The following is a 16422-nucleotide window of genomic DNA, read 5'->3' on the forward strand; positions in this document are numbered from 1 at the left end:
TATGTCTTTACTTCCCCCTTTAACAATTCGCCTTTGTAGTCCGCGGGGGTTCTGTGCTGGGGTTGACCGTGCTATTCAGATTGTTATCCTTGCATTGAAAAAATATGGTGCTCCAGTGTATGTGCGTCATGAGATTGTGCACAACCGCTATGTTGTTGAAGGATTACAACAACGTGGAGCTGTTTTTGTTGAAGAACTTGATGAAATTCCAGAAAAACATCGCGGTCAACCTGTTGTGTTTTCTGCCCATGGTGTGCCAAAATCTGTATCAGAAAAAGCGTCTCTTTATAATTTATTTTATCTTGATGCGACATGTCCTTTGGTTTCTAAGGTTCATAAACAAGCAATAAGACATCAACGTCATGGCCGTCATGTTATCTTAATTGGTCACTCTGGTCATCCTGAGGTAATAGGAACGATGGGACAGCTTGAAAAAGGAGCTGTTACGTTAATTGAAACGGTAGAAGATGCTTTATATTATCAACCGGAAAATCCGAATAAATTGGGATTTGTAACACAAACAACACTTTCTGTTGAAGATACAGCAGGGATTTTAGATGTATTACAGAAACGTTTTCCTGCTTTAGAATCTCCGGCAACAGAGTCAATTTGTTATGCCACGACCAATCGACAAGAGGCTGTTAAGGCAGCAGCCTTAGGGAGTGATTTATTCTTAATTGTTGGTTCATCAAACTCATCTAATGCGCGACGTTTGGTAGAGGTAGCTGAGAGGTTTGGTGCACGACAATCTATCTTAGTTCAACGTGCTGATGATATCGATTTTGATCGTTTAGGAACTCTTTCAGTTATAAGTCTTTCAGCAGGAGCATCTGCGCCTGAAATTATTGTTGATGAAATTATTACAGCTTTTCGTAAACGTTATAATGTTAAAATAGAACTGGCTGAAACCGCAGTAGAAACACAACAATTTTTAGTTAATCGTGAGTTGCGTGATGTTATTTTAACCCCTCAAGATATGGCATTTGTTAGTGGCGGTGTTAAGACAGGAAGAAATGATGATACGCAAATGTTAAAAATAGAAGAAAAATAATAAGAATTTTAAGGATATTCATCAAAACAGTTGGAGAAGTTTTAAACGCATTACTCAATAGGTTTTTCTATTTTACCAAGGGATAGCAGAGAAATATGGAGACTCGTATTTTATGGTTCATGGAATAGAAGAAAATTTTTTAACGCTTTATGAAAAATTTATCTCAAAAAATCATTTGTTTTTTTGTGTAGTTATATTGCAGTCATTTAACTTAGTTAAGATGGGATTTTATACTTAGCTGTAAAGATATTCTTTTTTATAGATTAGAAGCTGTGGTGCAAATTGCAGTGAATTTTTTACTCACATATTTTATGATTTGTTTAATGCTACCTAATATTTTTGTTATTAAGAGGGATCTATTGAAATATCAGTACAGACTGTGTTTCTAGCAATGTGGATTCATTGATTGGATTGGGTTTTTAAGTTTTATGTTGAGTGAAACTAAAGTCATTGAGATTTATACAGATGGTGCATGCTCAGGAAATCCTGGGCTTGGAGGATGGGGGGCAATTTTGCGTTGGAATAGCCATGAACGTGAGCTTTATGGTGGAAAAGAATATACAACTAACAATCAAATGGAACTGATGGCGGCGATTTGTGCGCTGAATGCACTTAAAGAATCTTGTTCAATTGATCTTTATACGGATTCAGTTTATGTCCGCAATGGAATATCTTTATGGCTTGAAAATTGGAAAAAGAATAATTGGCGCACTGCATCAAAAAGTCCTGTTAAAAATATGGAGCTATGGCAAGCGCTTGATGGTGCTTGTGCTCGCCATAATGTCAGATGGCATTGGGTAAAAGGACATGCTGGCCATCCAGACAATGAGCGTGCGGACGCTCTTGCGCGTAAAGCAATTACTGAATATCGTCAAAATGGATATTTTAAGGGATAGAGAGTCTTTCTTGATCTATTGAAATATCACTATAGTCTTGCTTATTTATTGTGAATGTTCCACTCAAGGCGTGATCTTTAGCAGAAATTATATAAAAGACTGTTTGGTTTGGCTCATCTGGTATGAAATATATAGGAGCACTAAAAAATGTATAGTCTTGATGATCACTTATCTTCTTTGCAGGGCCAATTTGCATATCTCCTCCATCTAAAAAGAGAGATTCAGGTGTGATTTTTCTATTTTTGTGTATTGTTATTAAGAGGGCATTTTCTTTTTTTTCAGCGCTTATTGTCAATGCATTATGTTTTATACGTGGTAGGGAAGCTTGGGCATTTTTTAATAATAAGGATGAAGAAAGATGTTCATTTTTTGGAAAAAATGGAGAAAAATTAAAATCAACGGTAAAAGGCATACAGATTTTATTACAGATTCCAATGGTTAACGATCCACTTAGATGTTTATGTGAACCAAAAATACGAAAAGGCAAGACAACTTTATTTTTATATCCTAATGACCAATCATTTTCTTTCTCATAAAGCTGTGGTGTAGGATAAAAAATTTCGTAAGCAACTTGTTGATCAAAATTAAAAAAGGGTGCCATGCCAGAATTTCCTGGATTACGCCAGTAGGTTTTCCATTCTGGTTTCAGTACAACTTCAATAATGCCGTCTCTCATTCCATGAAGAGAGACTTTTGTTATAGCTAATCTGATACGACCACCACTTGATTCATGCCAAGGTGTTGAGATAAGATGCGTTTCCTGTTCTGTTTGAGTGCTAAAAGTAGGATTGATCAATCCTAAAACCATAAATGTTAGGCTAAAAATTACTGAAAGCTTTTTATGAGAAATCATTAACATTTTTTGTAAATTTAGAAATATTTGAATTTTTCTCATGGGATCTTTATTTTTTTCTATACTGACTTAATTGGATTTTATCATTATTAGGTTATGGATAATTAAAATTAATGAAATAGCGTGATGGGTTTTAAAGGTTTTAAATGAACAATTGCTCATAGGTAATGCCCTAGATGACTGATAAACGCTTTATTCGTTCTGTTATCTAGTGTTCATTCCGATGCTTATGCTATGGGGATTATATTATTCTTAATCAAGTACACAGTATTAATTTTTCTAAGCTTCTATTTTAGCTTGGAGCGGTCAAACAAGTTCAAAAAGATAATCTATCAGAATCAATAAGAAATTCCAGTATGTTATGGTGGTTCTGTTGATTCTTGTTGGGGTTTTCTTCTTCATTCAGATGATTACACGTGTGAAAAGATTGTTCCTATTACAGATGATATCTGCCTTACTGCAACTATTGACATATTAAAAGCGATCAGCTGTGATAAAGGTTCTCAAAATATACTGATAGCATTAGGGTATGCTGGATGAAAAGCAGGACAGTTGAAACAGAAATTTTCTCTAATGGTTGGTTAACTGGCTCTACGTCTAAAATTTCCTTTTTGAAAGTAATATAAACGGTAAATATGATGAAAGTTTCACGCGTATGGGGATCAACCCAACTTATCTCATTTCTGAAATAGGTCATGCATAAATGCACACACATATAATGCTTTGATTTTTTTTATTTTATAATTTTCTATCGGATATGTCTTAATTTTTATAAGAAAAGCGATTTTGAACCAAAGAAATAAGTGCTTCGACAGTAACTGGTTTTGTAATAATTGTACTTTGGATATATTGACAGCCTTCTTTCTTTAGAAAGATAGCTTCTTTTTCATTTTCTACACCCTCTGCAATGATCTGCAAGTTAAGATCAGTAGCTATGTTGATAATTGACCTAAGAACGAGTTGTTTCTCAGGTGAATTGATTGAAACAAGTGAGCGATCTAATTTAATCATGTTGAATGGATAACGGACAAGATAAGTCAGCGATGAATAGCCTGTTCCAAAATTATCGAGTGCGAGATTAATTCCTAATGCTTTAATTTTTTCAAGAAAGTGAGCTGATTGTTCCGGATTTTTTCTCAAAACAAACTCAGATATTTCGATCATTAAGCTCCCTTCATTAAGTGGATGACAAAGAAGAGTTGAGCGCAGTTGATTTATAAGATCAGGGTTAATCATGTCTGCGCTTGGTAAGTTAATTGAAATGAAGAAAGATTGTTGAAAACATTTTTCTTGTATATTGATAAGGCTAGTAACAGCTTCATCAATGATAAACTGTGCTAAATTCAGAACGATTTGTTCATTTTCTGCGACTTTGATAAAATCAGAGACATTTAAATGTCCATAATTTGGATGATGCCACTCTAAGACTGCTTCAAAGCCAATAATTTGTCCATCCGATAGATTAAAAATAGGGTGGTAGAGGATTTTCATTTCATTACGCTTTATGGCATAATGAATGTCTTGTTCTATATTGCGGTATCCAAGATCCAAATTACGCAAATTAGGGCGGAAAGGTTCAATATGATTACCGCCTTTTTGTTTTGCATGTATCATCGCTAGTTCACAGTCGTTGAGGATATTTTTAGCAGTTGGTCTGCTTTCATTCCATGTAACAAGTCCAATTGATGTCGAAAGCGTTATTTTTTTTTCTACGATATCAATAGGTGCTGAGATTATCTTACGCAGATGATTGGCAAATGCAGCAATTTTCTTTGGGTCAGTTTCACTGAGCAAGATAATTGCAAAACGGTCTGCAGAAAGGCGTGATAGAGTATCTTGGACATTAATGAGACGGTTTAAACGACGCGCGATTATCAAAAGTACTGTATCTCCAATGGCTATGCCTAATTTGCGATTAATTTGACGGAAATTATCGAAATCAATCATGAGAACGGTTGGCCTAATTTTTATATTTTCTTTAGCTAAAGTTGTGTAACTCTGTAGTCGATCAAAGAAAATTTGTTGATTAGGAAGGCCTGTTAAGTTGTCATGGATTGCATCATACAATAGACGTTCTTCAGCTTTTTTATGATTGGTAATATTAATAATTGTTCCAATAACCCGGGTCACCTTGCCATCTTTTTGGATGGCAGGGCGTGCGCGAAGTGAAAGCCAATGGTAATAGCCATCACCGGAAGATAAGCGAAAAATTTGATTAATACGTCCATTTTTATTTTTCAGGATGATATCTAATGTGGCTTGAAAGTGTTCACGATCATCATGATGCAAGGCTGAAATCCAGTTATGCATAGTGCCATTGAGTTGAGGGATATTTTTACCAAAGATAGCTGTCATATCTGGATGAATAGCGATATGGTCACGTTCAACATTCCAGTCCCAGATAATACTTCCAGCTCCTCTTGCAGCAAGTGCTTGCCGTTCAAGGTCAGAAAAAATTCCCTCATGGAAAGGTTCATTAGAAAAAGTTTGTTGCATAATAGTAAAACTGATGAGAAGAACGATAAGGACCAGTCCTCCTGCTAGAGCTGATGGAATAATATCATTGTTTAAATTTCCTGCTATGCAGATATAAGCCCCAAAAGACCAGAAGATAATTAACAACCATGTCGGAATGAGCATGATGGCTCGGTCATAATTTCGGATCGAGAAATAGCTGATTAAAATAGTGCCTAGTATAGTCGTTAATCCAAATGATAAGCGAGCGATACCAGCCGCTCTCGTTGGGTCATAAATAGCAAATGCTCCAAGACCGCAAAGAGCGATAATCCATGCAATGGCACCATAGCTAAAGTGATAATGCCAGCGGTTAAGGCATAGATACGTGAAAAGGAAGATAAACAGTGTTGCAGCAAGCGAAACTTCTGTAGCAGCACGCCAAATTGGTTCTGTTATTGGTGTAATTGCAAAGAGTTTATTTAAGAAGTTAAAGTCAATACCAATATAAAAGAGAACGGCCCAAGCAACAGCAGCTGTTGCAGGGAAGAGACCTGTTCCGCGGACAACAAATAGAACAGTTAATAAAAGTGCCAAGAGACCTGATATACCAAGTAAGATACCATGATAAAGCGTATAAGAGTTAAGGGTATCTTTATAAGCTTCAGGTTTCCATAAATAGATTTGCGGTAGATTTTCAGAGCTTAATTCTGCAACAAATGTAATAACAGCACCAGGGTTGAGTGTAATCCGAAAGACATCTGAATTTGTACTAGCCTGACGATCCAGGGAAAATCCTTCGCTAGGAGTAATAGATTGAATGCGCGCTGATCCAAGGTCTGGCCAGAGAAAGCCTGAGTTAGCTATGCGGTAATGAGGTGCAACAATGAGACGATCAATTTGCTCATTTGTTGGATTTGCCAAGGAAAATACTGCCCAGTTTCCAGAAAAATTTTCATGGCTGGCCTGTACTTCAATGCGCCATATAACACCATCTGGCCCTGGTACTGTACTTGTTTGAAAAATAGAACTGTTTGTTCGATGAATTTGAACCGCCTTTGAGAGATCAATAGCTGCATCTTGAGAGGAAATTTTAACTGGTTCAATGGCTTGTGCCAGGGAGAGATGGATAAATAGATTTATTGCAAAAAAAATAACACTAACTATTTTACGCAAACTCTTCACAGTGTTTCACTTTCAGTATTTAAACCGTTTGATCTTAAGTTATTTTTTAAAAAATACACTCACCTTTTCAAGTTTTTTGTGAAACGTGGTTGTCATTTTTTTGAAAAAGTTACGCAGTTCTACACAAAAGTAAATAAGATATCTGTTTGTTCTGACGTATATTGAAATTGATAGAGTTCTATTTTAACAAAAAAATAAGCCATCATTTTTCAGATTTCGCACATATACCCTTATTATTCAATTCTTTATCACATGGATTTTTAATTGGATAGTTTTGTCATACTATTTTGATAGATATTCCCTAAATTTATTTGAAAAATTTTTAAGTGATTTTCATTCTACAAAGGGTGTACTGTTAGCTCATTCGTTTTTTAAATGATTTTGTTCATACAGAAAATACAAATTCAAGTACTGGTAGCGAAAGGGGGGGGTAGAGACAGTGATTTATTTTGGATGAAAAATTGATTTTAAATCATCAAAATTTATGAGGGATCTAGCTGGGCCAACGGTTGCTAATGTTGGTTTGGAGTTAGTAATCAAATTGTTTGCTAGGTTTGTAAGTCGTTGTGGGGTAACAAGATCTAAGTGTCCAGTTGTTTCAGATATTGGAATGGGTCGACCATAAAGAAGAATTTGGCGGGCAATAAGATGTGCCTGACTGGATGGATTTTCTTGTGACATTATAAGATTTGCACGATATTGAGCCTGTGCTCGTTGAAGTTCGCTGATATGAATATTTTGGCCTACTTTAGAGAGTTCATCAAGAATAACAGGAAAAAGTGTCTCTAATTCTCTCTGTCCGGTGGCTGTATGAATACCAAAAAGCCCAGTATCTGAAAATCCCCAGTGGAAAGCGTAAATAGAATAACATAATCCACGTTTTTCTCTAATTTCTTGGAATAATCGTGATGACATTCCTCCTCCAAGAATAATTGAAAGAATTTGAGCAGTATAGAAATCCTGTGTGTGATAGGGATAACCTTCAAAGCCAAGAACAATTTGTGTATCCATTAAATCCCGATGTTCATGGAATTTCCCGCCAGTATAATGAGCAAAGTTAGCTAAAGGGGTTTTTGAATAGGGACGAAAAATGCTAAGACGACTTTCAACTTCACGTAGAAAACTTTCGTGTTGCACAGCTCCTGCAGCAACGACAATCATACGATCTGCACTATATTGTTCATTCATGAAACTGCGGAGATCATCAGATGTCAAAGACTGGATTGTTTTAGGGGTTCCTAAAATAGAGCGACCAAGAGATTGATCACGAAAGGCCGTTTCAGTAAAATGGTCAAAAATAATGTCATCGGGAACATCACAGGTGGCACCAATTTCTTGAAAAACCACTTGTTTTTCCCGCTCTAACTCCTCTTCATCAAATTTTGAACATGTCATGATGTCGGATAGAATATCAATGGCGAGGGAAATATCATTTTTAAGAACACGTGCAAAATAGGCGGTAGTTTCAATACTAGTTGTAGCATTGATTTCACCTCCAACATCTTCGATCTCAGATGCAATTTTAAAGGCTGTGCGGTTTTCTGTTCCCTTGAAAGCCATATGTTCAAGAAGATGAGCAATACCATGTTGGGTAGATTTTTCATTGCGTGAGCCAACTTTGACCCATATCCCAAGTGCTACACTGTCAATGTGTTGCATTGTATGTGTGGCGATAGTTAAACCATTACTCAGGCGGCTGATGTCTACACTCATATGTCTATGACTCCATTTAATAGTCCAGATGCTCAATTAATGAAGAGTACTGGAATATTTTTGATTTGAATTTATGCAGCTAACCTTAATGAGGTGTACACGACTTTGAGAAATACAATTCTCACCATTTTTTCATCATTAGCAAGATTTGTAAAGTAATCTTCAGTTGTATCAACCTATCTAGATAATTTAATTTGTTGGACATTAATACTTATGTAAGTATCAAGGATTTAGCAGGATAAGTAGCGCAAGAATAATTGTTGGATTATGGATTTATTGCTCTTTGCTTAATACACTTCGCGTTCTGGTAGGCGTGTTCTCATTCAAAAACGCTTTACTAAGAGCTTATATAAGCGAGTATATGTTCAAATGTCTTTTTATTATGAATCTTGCCATATTGTCATAGCTTCTAAGACTTCTGGTAAATGAGCATATTTATTAATTACTGTTTCTGCACCAAAATCTATGAGATCATTTGAGTGATTCAGGTAACTGTGGGAACCCCCAGTAAAACCAATAATACGCATGCCTGCTGCTTTTGCAGAACGTACACCATGAATAGAATCTTCTATAACAATAGTATTTTGAGGTTTTATACCTAATTCATGCGCAGCAAAAAGGAAAACATCGGGTGCAGGTTTTGGTTTTTTAGTTCCAACTTCAGGTGCAGAAAATATTTTATTTTCAAAAAAATCAAAAAGATTAACGGTTATAAGCATCTGCTCTATATCTGTTTTCATTGCGTTGGAGCAAATACAATAGGGATAACGAGATTTTACATTTTCTATGGCCCTTTTTACACCATTAATAGGGCGTAGATCAGTTTTCATTTGTGTGCGAAAAAGATCTGACATTCGATCTATAAAATGAGCAGAAATTGGCCTTCCTATTTCTTGTTCGATCTTTTTAAGAATATCAGAGAAAATAAGTCCTGCAAAACGTTCGCTTAATTTTTCGGGTGAAATTTCATATCCTATTTCTTTGAGTAATTGTGATCCAATTTTTGCTAAGAGATATTCGGAGTCTACCAGAACTCCATCGCAATCAAAAATAATGAGGTCAATCTGAGGCATAAGAAATTCCTTTATACGTTATTATGATTTAAGAGTACGCAAAATTAGGATTATAAGATTTTTTTTCATATCAAGGTATGTATATTTTCAGGATTGTTTCCATAAATTTTATATTACGTAAATAATTATGATAAATAACAGAAAAATAGAGACTTATAAGTATGAAATTATTTTATTTAGTTTGAAATAGATATTCGTTTTAAAATGGATTAACGATCCATTTACTCTATTTTGTAAATATAACGACAATACAGGTCCGTAAATCATTTTGATTATAGGGTAATTTTTTTCGTTATTGTTGAGTGTTTTTATGACAGTCGTTCAGCTTCAAAAAGATCCAGTTAATTCTCCTTCACAGATACCGTGGTGTAATCAAATATTCAAGGGAGATTGTGTAGCAGTATTAGAAAAGCTTCCTAAACATTCAGTCGATATGATTTTTGCAGATCCTCCTTATAATTTACAGTTGGAAGGGGTATTGTATCGTCCAGATCATTCGCTGGTTGATGCAGTTGATGACGCGTGGGATCAATTTGAAAGTTTTGCTGCTTATGATGCTTTTACGCGTGCGTGGTTGCTTGCTTGTCGTCGTGTATTAAAACCGAATGGAACACTTTGGGTTATTGGATCCTACCACAATATCTTCCGAGTTGGCACGACATTACAGGATTTAGGCTTTTGGGTGCTTAATGATATCATTTGGCGTAAAAATAATCCTATGCCTAATTTTCGTGGACGCCGCTTTCAAAATGCTCATGAAACACTTATTTGGGCTGTTCGGGATCAAAAGGACAAAAAGTATACATTTAATTATGATTCTTTAAAAGCAGCAAATGACGATGTACAGATGCGTTCAGATTGGCTTTTTCCTCTTTGTACAGGTGCTGAACGTCTAAAAGATGAAGCCGGAGATAAGTTACATCCAACACAAAAGCCACAAGCATTATTAGCGCGTATTATTATGGCTGCTAGCAAGTCAGGCGATGTTATCCTCGATCCATTTTTTGGTTCAGGGACAACAGGTGCTGTTGCTAAACTTCTAGGGCGTAATTTTGTTGGTATTGAGCGCGAGCAACGCTACATTGATGCAGCACATGAAAGAATTGCAGCGGTCAAACCTTTAGCAAAATCAGAATTAGAAATTATTAAAGGAAAAAAAGCGGAACCACGTGTAGCGTTCATCAATTTGCTTGAGGCAGGCTTATTATGTCCTGGTAGTGTGCTTTATGATAAGAAGAAACGAGTATCGGCTATTGTCAGAGCGGATGGTACGATTATGTGTGACAACGAAGCAGGTTCTATTCATGCAATAGGACGAAAGGTTCAGGTCTCACAGAGCTGTAATGGCTGGACATTTTGGTATTATGAAGACAATGGTAAACTGAAATCAATTGATGATTTAAGAATGGTAATACGTTCACAGATTTTGAAAACTGGAGTTTTATAAGTCATAAGTTAAATTGGCTTTTTAAATTTCTCATGAATTTATCTTGATTTGGAATGCTGAGCTTTTAGGAGGGATAAGGTTATTTAAATCTAAAAAAGATTGGGGATCGCTACAGAAATAGCCTTTTTCATAACAGTAGGAAGAGCTTCCTTGGTAAGGTGCTGAATGTTACACCACCAGCCATTTTTAAGGTTTATTTCGCAAATATTATCGATATAATAGACATCAAATTTCAGAGAAAAATGGGTAAAAACATGTGTTATTTGTCCTTTAAATTGCCAGTCGGCAGCAAAAGGTGCATGGAGAAGTGCATTTTCGTTTTTTAACCCGATGGTGTTAGGGATTTGTGTCATCCCATTGAGAAGTGTTTGAGTTTCCCGTTTTTCCAGATAAATTTGCTTATCTTTATTAATTACTACGAAAGCAGCTCCAGTTTTTAAAAGGCGTTCTTTTTTAGGAGGCTTCACTGGAAAATTTTCTACTGTTTGCATTTTTGTTGCTTCGCACAAATTTTGGAGAGGGCATAGTAAACAAGACGGATTACGTGGTTTACAAATAATGGCTCCTAGATCCATCATGGCTTGCGCAAAATCGCCAGGGCGATTTATCGCAATAATTTCTTGTATTTTTTCTTTGATTTCAGATTTCGCTTTAGGTAACATTGCGGTTATAGCAAATAAGCGGGTTATAATGCGTTCAATATTCCCATCAACAACAGAAACAGGTTGGCTAAAAGCAATGGCTGCGATGGCTGCTGCAGTATAGTCTCCAATACCAGGTAAAGAGCGTAGTATTTTCATAGATTGTGGAAATTTACCCCCATAATCTCTCATAAGCTGATCAGCACAATTTTTAAGGTTGCGTGCACGGGAATAATAGCCAAGGCCAGCCCATGCTTTCATGATATCATCTTGTGATGCTTGCGATAGAGATAAGAGATCAGGCCAAAGCTTTAGAAATTTTTTAAAATAAGGTTTAACCGTTTCAACGGTTGTTTGTTGGAGCATGATTTCAGACAGCCAAACTTGGTAAGGATCTGGATGGATTCCTTTCATTTGTTCCTTTGGGGTAATACGCCATGGCAAGTGCCGGTGATTTTTGTCATACCAAGAAAGGAGGCGTGAAGAAATTTCATGCATCATGATTTTCAATCAACCATAGGAAGGTGTATAAAATGCAAAGAAAAAGCTTTTATTTTGCAATTTACAGTTTGTGTGTAGCACACGAATGGGTAAAATTTAATTGGGTTCAGATTGGCTTCTTTATTCATATTTTACGTTTGCTTTCGTAGAGCAGTAGCTTTTATACGGAAGAAAAATATACGGAAAAAAACTATTATGGTTTACAATGATCTAGAGTGGAATGAATAAAAAATATCACAAACACCATTTTTATTCTCTTTCTGAGACGGTAGCTGGCATACTTGACCCAATTTTACGCAAACGGACGGGGCTTAATATGGCGCTTGTAGAACATTGGCCACAGATTGCAGGCTTTGATGTCGCTGAATATACAATGCCACTCAAAATTATTTGGGGATATCGCTCTAGTCAAGATGAAATTTTCCAACCTGCAACACTTGTCGTTGCTTGTGAAGGATTTTCTGCGTTAAAATTGATGCACGAAACAGGTGAATTAATTCAGAGAATTAATAGTTTTTTTGGGTATGTTGCAATTAATCGCATCAAGATAGAGCAAAAGCAGGTAGATATTCGTGTTGATCAGTTGAGAGTAAAATCAGCTTTGAATGAAAAAGATAAAAAACGCATAGAAAAAATGCTTGATGGTGTTGAAAATAAAAATTTGCGTCAGTCACTCTATGAACTTGGATGTTGCATTTTTTCGGAAAAAAAATAATAAATGGGGTAAAGCGCTTTTTATATTTCTTTTAAGGCATTAAAGAGAGTTTTGAATTTGTGTTCATCTAATTAACAATAAAGAAGTATTATTTATGTTCAATCGTCATTCTCTTTTATCTTTAGTGATCATTTGTATCTTGGCTATAACTACGCAGATTAATGCAACTGTGGCCTTCTCTGGTGAAGTGAAACCAGTTGCAATTGTTGATATGGCTAAGCTTCTTCAATCAGGCAAAGTTAAAGACAGATTTGAGGGTGACATTAATGCACCTGTGACTATCATTGAATATGCTTCTCTGACATGTGCTCATTGTGCTGATTTCTACAATACTGTACTTCCTAAAATTCGCAAAAAATACATAAAAACAGGAAAAGTAAAACTTATTTTCCGGGATTTTGCTTATGATCCTCGAGCAACAGCAGGTTTTATGTTAGCGCGGTGTGCACCAGAGGATCGCTATTTCCCTTTAATAGAAGTTTTGTTTGAAAAACAGAAGGATTGGGCGTGGGTACAAGATGCTTTAACACCTTTAAGAAAAATTGGTGCTATGGCAGGTTTTACAAATGAGAGTTTTGATTCTTGCTTACAAAATCAGTCCATTTTAGATGAAGTTAATGCATCGACTGAGCGTGGGAAAGAGCTTGGTGTTACAGCGACACCTACTTTTTTTATTAATGGTCATCAATATAATGGTGGGATGCCAACAGAAAATTTCTTTTCAATAATTGATAGTTTTCTTTAAAAAATTATTCAGAAGATAAGTATTGGCGAAGACGGTTGCTTGTTTTCTTTATATTAAAGGATTGATTTCATATGTTTATAAAGCAACCTTGTGTTTAATTAAATCGGTTTTGAATCGAAGAATTTCTTGTGATGATTAATCTGGATCATATGGTGTTGTGATATTGATGGTGAGGATTTGTACCATGACAAAATGGGTTTATAGTTTTGGTGATGGTAATGCAGAAGGAAGCGCAAGTGAGCGCAATCTCCTCGGTGGCAAAGGAGCTAATTTGGCAGAAATGAGCAATCTTGGTCTACCTGTTCCTCCTGGGTTTACTATCACAACGGAAGTTTGTAATTTTTATTACGCCAATAGCAAGACATATCCGGAAGAGTTGCAGCAATCTATTACTTTGGCGCTAAAACGTGTTGGTCAACAAACAGGACGCGAGTTTGGTAGTAAAACAGCACCGCTTTTGCTTTCTGTTCGTTCGGGGGCTCGAACTTCTATGCCGGGCATGATGGATACAGTCCTTAATCTTGGTATGAATGATGAAACTGTGGAGGCAATTGCTGCGCAGGTTGGTGATGAACGCTTTGCTTATGATAGTTATCGTCGTTTTATCCAAATGTATTCCAGTGTTGTTTTAGGTTTAGAACATTCGTGTTTTGAAGAAATCCTTGATGAAGCAAAAGCACGCAAAGGCTATAATGCCGATACAGAAATGACAGCGGCTGATTGGAAAAATGTTGTTGTTTCCTATAAAGCGTATATTGAAGAAAAATTAAGCAGGCTTTTTCCACAAGATCCTGAAGAACAATTATGGGGTGCGATTGGGGCGGTTTTTTCAAGTTGGATGACTGCACGTGCAATCACTTATCGTCGTTTGCATAATATTCCTGAAAGTTGGGGAACAGCGGTTAATGTGCAAGCCATGGTATTTGGCAATATGGGTGAAGATTCGGCGACAGGTGTTGCATTTACACGCAACCCGTCAACAGGGAAAAAAGAGCTTTACGGTGAGTTTTTAATTAATGCTCAGGGTGAGGATGTTGTGGCAGGTATTCGTACGCCTCAAAATATTACGGAAGCAGCAAGGCTTATAGCTGATTCAAATAAACCCTCGTTAGAAAAAATTATGCCAGAGGCTTTTGAAGAATTTTGTCAGATTGCACATAAGCTTGAACAGCATTATCGGGATATGCAAGACCTCGAATTTACAATCGAAAGAGGTAAATTGTGGATTTTGCAAACTCGTTCAGGCAAGAGGACAGTGCGTGCGGCGTTAAAAATGGCAATTGAAATGGTTGAGGAAGGATTGATAAGCCGTGAAGAAGCGGTAATGCGAATTGAGCCAAAATCGCTTGATCAACTTTTGCATCCGACGCTTGACCCTAAGGCAAAAGGTTTTGTTGTCACGCGTGGTTTGCCTGGTTCTCCAGGAGCAGCAATAGGTGAAATTGTTTTTACTTCGGAAGAGGCAGAAATAGCTGCAAAAGAAGGCCGAAAAGTTGTTTTGATACGTGTAGAGACCAGTCCAGAAGATATTCATGGTATGCATGCTGCAGAAGGAATTTTGACAACACGTGGTGGTATGACAAGTCACGCTGCTGTTGTAGCTCGTGGTATGGGAAAACCCTGTATCTCTGGTGCAAGGAATATACGGATTGATTATAGCACAAATACTATGGTTGTTGCGGGTCAAAGTTTCCAGAAAGGTGATATAATCACCATTGATGGCAGTAGTGGAGAAGTTTTCAAAGGGAAGGTTGCAATGTTGCAGCCTGAGCTTTGTGAAGATTTTGTGAAATTGATGGAATGGGCTGATGAAATGCGGCGTATGAAAGTGCGTGTTAATGCTGACACTCCATCTGATGCGCGTATGGGACGTTCTTTTGGAGCAGAAGGTATTGGTCTTTGCCGTACCGAGCATATGTTTTTTGCGGGTGAGCGTATTATTGCTATGCGTGAAATGATTTTAAGTACTGATGAAGATGGACGTCGTAAAGCGCTGGATAAGCTTTTGCCAATGCAGCGATCAGATTTTATAGAATTATTTGAAATTATGTCTGATTTTCCTGTTACTATTCGTCTTTTGGATCCACCTTTGCATGAATTTTTGCCAAAAACGGATGCAGAAATTCTTGATGTAGCAATGGCTATGGGTGTTCCCGCTGAAATACTTTCCGAACGTGCTCAGCAACTGCATGAATTTAATCCTATGCTTGGGTTACGGGGATGTCGTCTCATTATTACTTATCCCGAAATTGCAGAAATGCAGGCGCGAGCAATTTTTGAAGCAGCAGCAGAAGTAGCTCAAAAATCTGAATCTTCTGTGATGCTTGAAATTATGGTACCGCTTGTTGCACTTAAATCTGAATTGGATTTCATTAAAGTTCGGATTGATCATGTAGCTAGCAGTGTGATGAAAGAAAAGGGAACCAAAATTCAATATATGGTTGGCACCATGATCGAGCTACCAAGAGCAGCTCTTCGAGCAGATGAACTTGCAGAAACTGCAGAATTTTTTTCGTTTGGAACAAACGATTTGACACAAACTACTTTTGGTATTTCGCGTGATGATGCAGCTCCTTTTTTAACGACGTATTTTCAAAAAGGACTTTTAAAACAAGATCCGTTTGTATCGATTGATCGTGATGGGGTTGGGGAGCTTATTGCTATTGCTGCAAAGCGTGGACGTTCTCGGTGTGAAAAAATTAAATTAGGTGTTTGCGGTGAGCATGGAGGTGATCCTAATTCTATCGCTTTATATGAAGAAAATGATTTAGACTATGTTTCGTGTTCTCCTTTTCGGGTACCTATTGCACGCTTAGCAGCAGCACAATCAGCAATTGCTAAAAAATACAAAATTGATGGTAGCGTATTTTAATCATAGCGGTTTTGATAGGCATGCTGCTTTGTATAGTACTTAATATGAAGTATTTTATCCCTCTTTTAAGGTCATAAATGAAGATGCTTAATAGGCATACCGTTATTATAGAGTAGCATGTTTACCATTTCATAGTTGGGCTATTAAAATAGATAGGTTGATTATTTTTTTAACTCTTTGTGAGTCAGTGGTTTCTATAGCAGCGTATTATAAACATATAACTTATTATCATTAGTAGGCTGATTGATGAATTATAGAAGAGATACATTAAACCCT

The 16422-nt window shown here is 36.6% G+C and carries 11 protein-coding genes and 1 pseudogene; 7 read left to right on the plus strand and 5 right to left on the minus strand.

What is annotated here, in order from left to right:
- Position 1 precedes the first annotated feature (1 nt).
- Both ispH and rnhA read left to right on the plus strand, forming a co-directional pair.
- Complete coding sequence (gene ispH / locus BARBAKC583_RS01960; protein WP_005766424.1) at positions 2-1051, plus strand: 4-hydroxy-3-methylbut-2-enyl diphosphate reductase; 1050 nt, start codon at positions 2-4, stop codon at positions 1049-1051.
- 428 nt (positions 1052-1479) lie between these two features.
- Complete coding sequence (gene rnhA / locus BARBAKC583_RS01965; protein WP_005766426.1) at positions 1480-1947, plus strand: ribonuclease HI; 468 nt, start codon at positions 1480-1482, stop codon at positions 1945-1947.
- Here rnhA and BARBAKC583_RS01970 read toward each other — a convergent pair.
- Entirely contained in the window at positions 1937-2842 is a 906-nt protein-coding gene (locus BARBAKC583_RS01970; protein WP_005766429.1) for a protein-disulfide reductase DsbD domain-containing protein, read from the minus strand. The two genes, rnhA and BARBAKC583_RS01970, sit on opposite strands and share 11 nt — an antisense overlap.
- Positions 2843-2976: 134 nt before the next feature.
- On the opposite strand from BARBAKC583_RS01970, the pseudogene BARBAKC583_RS06785 reads away from it, so the two are divergent.
- Positions 2977-3503 (plus strand): annotated as a pseudogene (locus tag BARBAKC583_RS06785) (YqgE/AlgH family protein).
- A 59-nt stretch (positions 3504-3562) separates the two neighbouring features.
- On the opposite strand, the gene BARBAKC583_RS01975 reads toward BARBAKC583_RS06785, so the two are convergent.
- The 3 genes from BARBAKC583_RS01975 to BARBAKC583_RS01985 all read right to left on the minus strand — a co-directional run bounded on the left by BARBAKC583_RS01975 (position 3563) and on the right by BARBAKC583_RS01985 (position 9225).
- On the minus strand, positions 3563-6439 hold the full coding sequence (locus BARBAKC583_RS01975) for an EAL domain-containing protein (protein WP_005766431.1): 2877 nt from the start codon (positions 6437-6439) through the stop codon (positions 3563-3565).
- 444 nt (positions 6440-6883) lie between these two features.
- On the minus strand, positions 6884-8152 hold the full coding sequence (locus BARBAKC583_RS01980; protein ID WP_005766433.1) for a M16 family metallopeptidase: 1269 nt from the start codon (positions 8150-8152) through the stop codon (positions 6884-6886).
- 380 nt (positions 8153-8532) lie between these two features.
- Positions 8533-9225, minus strand: coding sequence for an HAD family hydrolase (locus tag BARBAKC583_RS01985; RefSeq protein ID WP_005766436.1), 693 nt, complete (start codon positions 9223-9225; stop codon positions 8533-8535).
- A 310-nt stretch (positions 9226-9535) separates the two neighbouring features.
- Between BARBAKC583_RS01985 and BARBAKC583_RS01990 the strand changes: the two genes are divergently transcribed.
- The gene (locus tag BARBAKC583_RS01990) at positions 9536-10672 is read left to right on the plus strand and encodes a site-specific DNA-methyltransferase (protein WP_005766438.1); all 1137 of its coding nucleotides are present in this window, start codon (positions 9536-9538) and stop codon (positions 10670-10672) included.
- An 89-nt stretch (positions 10673-10761) separates the two neighbouring features.
- Here the strand turns inward: BARBAKC583_RS01990 and mutY are convergent, their stop codons facing one another.
- Positions 10762-11811: an A/G-specific adenine glycosylase gene (gene mutY / locus BARBAKC583_RS01995; RefSeq protein ID WP_005766441.1), complete on the minus strand. Its 1050-nt coding sequence runs from the start codon at positions 11809-11811 to the stop codon at positions 10762-10764.
- Between the two features lie 223 nt (positions 11812-12034).
- Here mutY and BARBAKC583_RS02000 point away from each other — a divergent pair, with 223 nt between their 5' ends.
- The 3 genes from BARBAKC583_RS02000 to ppdK all read left to right on the plus strand — a co-directional run bounded on the left by BARBAKC583_RS02000 (position 12035) and on the right by ppdK (position 16146).
- Positions 12035-12529 carry a DUF721 domain-containing protein gene (locus BARBAKC583_RS02000; protein ID WP_005766443.1) on the plus strand — a complete coding sequence of 165 codons (495 nt, stop codon included), beginning with the start codon at positions 12035-12037 and terminating at the stop codon, positions 12527-12529.
- 94 nt (positions 12530-12623) lie between these two features.
- Positions 12624-13274: a DsbA family protein gene (locus BARBAKC583_RS02005; protein WP_005766444.1), complete on the plus strand. Its 651-nt coding sequence runs from the start codon at positions 12624-12626 to the stop codon at positions 13272-13274.
- A 184-nt stretch (positions 13275-13458) separates the two neighbouring features.
- A complete protein-coding gene (gene ppdK, locus BARBAKC583_RS02010; RefSeq protein WP_005766446.1) occupies positions 13459-16146 on the plus strand; it encodes a pyruvate, phosphate dikinase in 2688 nt (895 codons plus the stop codon).
- Positions 16147-16422: the final 276 nt, after the last annotated feature.

This window comes from Bartonella bacilliformis KC583 (assembly GCF_000015445.1).
Taxonomy (GTDB): domain Bacteria; phylum Pseudomonadota; class Alphaproteobacteria; order Rhizobiales; family Rhizobiaceae; genus Bartonella; species Bartonella bacilliformis.

Excerpts from the sequence above, each read along its gene's own strand:
- ispH (WP_005766424.1), top strand. The coding sequence starts at position 2 with ATGTCTTTACTTCCCCCTTTAACAATTCGCCTTTGTAGTCCGCGGGGG.
- rnhA (WP_005766426.1), top strand. The coding sequence starts at position 1,480 with ATGTTGAGTGAAACTAAAGTCATTGAGATTTATACAGATGGTGCATGC.
- BARBAKC583_RS01970 (WP_005766429.1), bottom strand. The coding sequence starts at position 2,842 with ATGAGAAAAATTCAAATATTTCTAAATTTACAAAAAATGTTAATGATT.
- BARBAKC583_RS01980 (WP_005766433.1), bottom strand. The coding sequence starts at position 8,152 with ATGAGTGTAGACATCAGCCGCCTGAGTAATGGTTTAACTATCGCCACA.
- BARBAKC583_RS01985 (WP_005766436.1), bottom strand. The coding sequence starts at position 9,225 with ATGCCTCAGATTGACCTCATTATTTTTGATTGCGATGGAGTTCTGGTA.
- BARBAKC583_RS01990 (WP_005766438.1), top strand. The coding sequence starts at position 9,536 with ATGACAGTCGTTCAGCTTCAAAAAGATCCAGTTAATTCTCCTTCACAG.
- mutY (WP_005766441.1), bottom strand. The coding sequence starts at position 11,811 with ATGCATGAAATTTCTTCACGCCTCCTTTCTTGGTATGACAAAAATCAC.
- BARBAKC583_RS02000 (WP_005766443.1), top strand. The coding sequence starts at position 12,035 with ATGAATAAAAAATATCACAAACACCATTTTTATTCTCTTTCTGAGACG.
- BARBAKC583_RS02005 (WP_005766444.1), top strand. The coding sequence starts at position 12,624 with ATGTTCAATCGTCATTCTCTTTTATCTTTAGTGATCATTTGTATCTTG.
- ppdK (WP_005766446.1), top strand. The coding sequence starts at position 13,459 with ATGACAAAATGGGTTTATAGTTTTGGTGATGGTAATGCAGAAGGAAGC.